Genomic DNA, 5,183 nt, shown 5'->3' with positions numbered 1-5,183 from the left:
CAGATCTTTTCTCGATCCGATTTCCTCGGTGCTTTCCAGGTTCCCGCTTTTGTTTCGCGGTTTCCTTTCCGGCGGTTCCGACTTTATCAGAAGTTCTGAGTCGGATTTCCCGGCCCCTCCGGGGAGTGGTCCAGACGTGCACGAGGCTGCTGGGTTCCCGTTCAGGCGGAGCCGTAAACGTACTGGAGCGGAGCGCCCCGATGCAAATCGAGGGGCTCCGCTCCAGGTGCACGCGTCCTGAGGGCCGTCGGCGGACCCGACGGTCCGTCAGACCTCCACGACGACCGGGAGGATCATCGGCCGGCGCCGGTAGGAGTCCGAGACCCACTTGCCCAGGGTGCGGCGGATGAGCTGCTGCAGCTGGTGGGGTTCCACCACGCCGTCCTGAGCCGAGCGCTCCAGGACTTCGGTGATCTTCGGGATGACGTCCGCGAAGGCCGAGTCCTCGATGCCCGAACCGCGGGCCTGGACGTGCGGGCCACCGGTGATCTTGCCGGTAGAGGAGTCCATGACCACGAAGACGGAGATGATGCCCTCGTCGCCCAGGATCTTCCGGTCCTTCAGGGCGGGCTCGCCCACGTCGCCGACCGAAAGGCCGTCGACGTACACGTACCCCGCCTGGACCTTGCCCGCGATCTTGGCCTTGCCCTCGATGAGGTCGACGACGACGCCGTCCTCGGCGATGACGATGCGGTCGTGCGGAACGCCGGTCATGGCGCCCAGCTCGGCGTTGGCCCGCAGATGGCGCCACTCGCCGTGGACCGGCATCAGGTTCTTCGGCCGGCAGATGTTGTAGAAGTACAGGAGCTCGCCCGCGGACGCGTGGCCCGAGACGTGCACCTTGGCGTTGCCCTTGTGGACGACGTTCGCACCCCAGCGGGTCAGGCCGTTGATCACGCGGTAGACCGCGTTCTCGTTGCCGGGGATGAGCGACGACGCCAGGATCACCGTGTCGCCGTCGACGATGCGGATCTGGTGGTCGCGGTTGGCCATCCGGGACAGGGCGGCCATCGGTTCGCCCTGGGACCCCGTGCAGACCAGGACCACCTCGTGGTCCGGCAGGTCGTCCAGACTCCTGACGTCGACGACCAGACCCGGCGGGATCTTCAGGTAGCCGAGGTCCCGGGCGATGCCCATGTTGCGGACCATCGAGCGGCCGACGAAGGCGACCCTGCGGCCGTACTCGTGCGCCGCGTCCAGGATCTGCTGGATGCGGTGGACATGGCTCGCGAAGCTCGCCACGATGATCCGCTTCCTGGCGTTCGCGAAGACCTGGCGCAGGACGTTGGAGATCTCCCGCTCCGGCGGGACGAACCCGGGGACCTCGGCGTTCGTCGAGTCGGAGAGAAGCAGGTCGATGCCCTCTTCGCTCAGCCGTGCGAACGCGTGCAGGTCCGTGAGGCGGTTGTCCAGCGGAAGCTGGTCCATCTTGAAGTCGCCGGTGTGGACCACCATGCCGGCCGGCGTGCGCACGGCCACGGCGAGGGCGTCCGGGATGGAGTGGTTGACGGCGATGAACTCGCAGTCGAACGGGCCGATGCGCTCGCGGTTCCCCTCGGCCACCTCGAGGGTGTAGGGGCGGATGCGGTGCTCCTGGAGCTTGGCCTCGATGAGGGCGAGGGTCAGCTTGGAGCCGATCAGCGGGATGTCCGGCTTCTCCCGGAGGAGGTAGGGGACGGCGCCGATGTGGTCCTCGTGGCCGTGGGTGAGGACGATGCCTTCGACGGCGTCGAGGCGGTCCCGGATGGACGAGAAGTCCGGCAGGATCAGGTCGATTCCGGGCTGCTCCTCCTCGGGGAAGAGCACTCCGCAGTCGACGATCAGAAGACGGCCGCCGTACTCCATGACCGTCATGTTGCGGCCGATCTCGCCGAGGCCGCCGAGCGGGGTGACCCGCAGACCCCCTTCGGGAAGCGGCGGGGGCGGGCCCAGTTCGGGGTGCGGATGACTCAAAAGACTCTCCTCAACCATGCGCGCCACGTACCGGTGGGCACGTGGCGCGTATGACGTTCGTGCAGAAGCAGTTGTCGTTGTGATGTGCAGGCACCGGTGGCCTGCCGTATTCAGTTGTGCGGTGTTCAGTTGTGAAGTCCGGTGTCAGAGCTGTACCCCGCCCGCGGCAAGATCGATCTTGAGCTGCTCGGTCTCTTCCGCGGTGAGTTCCACCAGGGGCGCCCGCAGCGGTCCGGCGGGCAGGCCCTGGAGGGCGAGCGCGGCCTTCGTGGTCATGACGCCCTGGGTGCGGAACATGCCGGTGTAGACGGGGAGCAGCTTCTGGTGGATCTCCGTGGCCTTCTGGACGTCGCCGGCGGTGAAGGCGTCCACGAGGGCGCGCAGGTCCGGGGTGACGACATGGCCGACGACGGAGACGAAGCCGACCGCGCCGACGGAGAGCAGCGGCAGGTTGAGCATGTCGTCGCCGGAGTACCAGGCGAGGCCGGACTGGGCGATGGCCCAGCTGGCTCGGCCGAGGTCGCCCTTGGCGTCCTTGTTGGCGACGATGCGCGGGTGGGCGGCGAGGCGGACGAGCGTCTCGGTGTTGATCGGGACGCCGCTGCGGCCGGGGATGTCGTAGAGCATGACCGGCAGCTCGGTGGCGTCGGCGACGGTCGTGAAGTGGCGGTACAGGCCCTCTTGCGGGGGCTTGTTGTAGTACGGGGTGACGACCAGGAGGCCGTGTGCGCCCGCCTGCTGCGCCGCGCGCGCCAGCTGGATGCTGTGGTGGGTGTCGTTGGTGCCGACGCCGGCCACGATGTGGGCCCGGTCTCCGACGGCCTCCAGGACGGCTCGTACCAGGTCCGCTTTCTCCGCGTCGGTGGTCGTGGGGGACTCGCCGGTGGTGCCGTTGACGATCAGGCCGTCGTTGCCTGCGTCCACCAGGTGGGTGGCGAGCCGCTGAGCGCCGTCGAGGTCGAGTGCGCCGTCCGCCGTGAAGGGCGTGACCATGGCGGTGAGGACCCGCCCGAAGGGGGTCTGCGGAGTGGAGGTCGGAGCCATGGGTAACACGCTACTCGTTGCTCAGGGCGGGGTCTGCCCTCGGGGCAGGCGGCAAGTCGGGACAAATGTGGAGCCCGGCACTGCCTGCTCGGGGGTTCAAGCAGTGCCGGGTCCGTTTGATCAGGCTAGATGAACTTCTCTAAATGCCGCAATACGGACACTTCGCGCGGCTGATCCGCACATACGTCTTCCGCTGCGAGGCGGTCAAGGGGCGACACGGCCGTTGGCGTTGAAAGCGGCGTACGTGAGGGGCATGAGCCTCGCCCACTCGGCCTCCATCCGCTCGCCCACCATCTCGATCTCCCGCTGCGGGAAGGACGGGACCTTCGCCAGCTCGTGCTGGGTGCGCAGGCCGAGGAAGTGCATCAGAGAGCGCGCGTTGCAGGTGGCGTACATCGAGGAGAACAGGCCCACGGGGAGCACCGCGCGGGCGACCTCGCGGGCGACGCCGGCGGCGAGCATCTCCTGGTAGGCCTCGTAGGCCTGCCGGTAGGAGTCCTCCATGGTGCGGGTCACGAGCTCCTGCTGGTCCTCGGTGCCCTCGACGAAGACGTACTTGCCGGGCCGGCCCTGCTGGACGAGCTTGCGGGAGGCGTCCGGGACGTAGAAGACGGGCTGGAGCTCGCGGTAGCGGCCGCTCTCCTCGTTGTAGGACCAGCCCACGCGGTGCCGCATGAACTCGCGGAAGACGAAGATCGGGGCGCTGATGAAGAAGGTCATCGAGTTGTGCTCGAAGGGGCTTCCGTGGCGGTCCCGCATCAGGTAGTTGATCAGGCCCTTCGAGCGCTCCGGGTCCTTCTGCAGCTCGTCCAGGGACTGCTCGCCGGCGGTGGAGACACGGGCGGCCCACAGCACGTCGGAGTCGGACGCGCTGTGCTTGACCAGCTCGACGGTGACGTCGCTGCGAATGTGGATCTTGGTGTCGTCGGCGGGCCTGTCGGTCACGGTGCGGAGGTCCTTCCAGGGGCGTTCCAGGAGCGGCTTGCGAGCGGCGCCAACTCTACGGGGGCCCGGGGCGGGCGGGAGGGCCGGGGCACTGGGGCGGCCGATGGCCCGCCGCGAGAAAATTTTCCCGGAAGTCTCGTGACATGGGGCACCTTTTCGGGCACCCGCTCGTCTGAGTCAGTGGCAGCGTCCACTCGTCATCGGTGGCGGCGTCCACTCGGTCACCCAGCTCGTCTACCCAAGGAGGAAGAACCCACCATGTCCCGTCGGCGCGAGCCCGTCCCCTTCGCCTTCGTCGCCGAAGCCGACACGTTCCGCAGTAACGTGGCCCCTCCGCCGCCCGAGCCGTCCTCCGCCGGACAGATAGCCGGGCGCTGGCTCCTGGCGGTCACCATCGTGGCCGCGCTCGTGGGCTCCCTGGTCATCGGGATGCCGGCGCTGAGCCTGGACCACACCGCACCGTCCCAGCAGTCCCAGGCCTCGCAGACCTCCGAGGGGCGCTGACACCATCCGGCCCCCCGCAGGTGGTGAGCGGGGACACAGGCGGATAACCTCACCGGGCACAGCCCCAGCATGGATCGAGTGAGGACCAGCCGTGCCCCTGCCCTTCCTGACGGCCGACCGCGCATCCGAGGCAGCGGACGACGTCGCGTTGCCCTTCGAGGACCGTGAGCGCTGGCGGCGCCCCTACCGTCCCGGGCCCTGGCGGGTCGCCGTGGCCGCGCTGAGTCTGCTGATCGCCTCGTACGTGCTGCTCGCCGCGGTGGTGATCGCGCTGACCGGTTCGCCGAGCGAGGCCGGTACGGTGTTCGGCCTCTCGCTGCTGGTGATCGCCGCCGCGCTGCGGCTGCTGCGGATGGGCGTGTGGGTGAGCGAGCGCGGGCTGCGGCACGTGCGGTTCTTCGTGACGCGCACGGTGACCTGGAACCAGGTCGCGTCCGTGCGCACCGTGCAGCAGCCGGTGCGCTGGCTGGGGCTGCCGCGGACGCTGCAGGGCCAGGCCCTGACGCTCGTACGCCGGGACGGATCCCCGCAGGACGCCGTGCCGTTGCTGACCACGCACGGGGCGGACTTCCTGGGGCGGATCGAGGCGTTCGACCGGGCGGCGGACACGGTCGAGGCGTGGGCCGACGAGTACCGGCAGCCCTAGGGCGTGTTTCGAAAGTAGCGTCGTCCGCCCGAAGGGCGGGCCCGGCGGCGTCTGGTGCGTGCGATCGCAAGGCGGAGGGTCGCCCCGATAC

The 5,183-nt window shown here is 68.9% G+C and carries 5 protein-coding genes; 2 read left to right on the top strand and 3 right to left on the bottom strand.

Annotated features, from left to right (window positions below; translation table 11 throughout):
• Positions 1 to 267 precede the first annotated feature (267 nt).
• From ACFYXA_RS34870 to thyX, 3 genes are all read right to left on the bottom strand, one after another.
• Complete coding sequence (locus ACFYXA_RS34870) at positions 268 to 1,953, bottom strand: ribonuclease J (RefSeq protein ID WP_351096088.1); 1,686 nt, start codon at positions 1,951 to 1,953, stop codon at positions 268 to 270.
• 144 nt (positions 1,954 to 2,097) lie between these two features.
• On the bottom strand, positions 2,098 to 2,997 hold the full coding sequence (gene dapA, locus ACFYXA_RS34865) for a 4-hydroxy-tetrahydrodipicolinate synthase (protein ID WP_351096086.1): 900 nt from the start codon (positions 2,995 to 2,997) through the stop codon (positions 2,098 to 2,100).
• Positions 2,998 to 3,201: 204 nt separating this feature from the next.
• A complete protein-coding gene (gene thyX, locus ACFYXA_RS34860) occupies positions 3,202 to 3,942 on the bottom strand; it encodes an FAD-dependent thymidylate synthase (protein ID WP_352252969.1) in 741 nt (246 codons plus the stop codon).
• Between the two features lie 258 nt (positions 3,943 to 4,200).
• On the opposite strand from thyX, the gene ACFYXA_RS34855 reads away from it, so the two are divergent.
• Both ACFYXA_RS34855 and ACFYXA_RS34850 read left to right on the top strand, forming a co-directional pair.
• Positions 4,201 to 4,446: a hypothetical protein gene (locus ACFYXA_RS34855; protein ID WP_352252967.1), complete on the top strand. Its 246-nt coding sequence runs from the start codon at positions 4,201 to 4,203 to the stop codon at positions 4,444 to 4,446.
• A 91-nt stretch (positions 4,447 to 4,537) separates the two neighbouring features.
• Entirely contained in the window at positions 4,538 to 5,092 is a 555-nt protein-coding gene (locus ACFYXA_RS34850; protein ID WP_352252965.1) for a hypothetical protein, read from the top strand.
• Positions 5,093 to 5,183: the final 91 nt, after the last annotated feature.

The sequence above is a fragment of the Streptomyces sp. NPDC002566 genome (assembly GCF_042889585.1).
Classification (GTDB): Bacteria; Actinomycetota; Actinomycetes; order Streptomycetales; family Streptomycetaceae; genus Streptomyces.
Note: the sequence above shows the minus strand (reverse complement) of the source record. Positions and strands in the feature narration are given on the sequence as shown.

Bases quoted from the DNA above. Each gene is read 5' to 3' on its own strand.
- ACFYXA_RS34855 (WP_352252967.1), top strand. From the start codon at position 4,201: ATGTCCCGTCGGCGCGAGCCCGTCCCCTTCGCCTTCGTCGCCGAAGCC.
- dapA (WP_351096086.1), bottom strand. From the start codon at position 2,997: ATGGCTCCGACCTCCACTCCGCAGACCCCCTTCGGGCGGGTCCTCACC.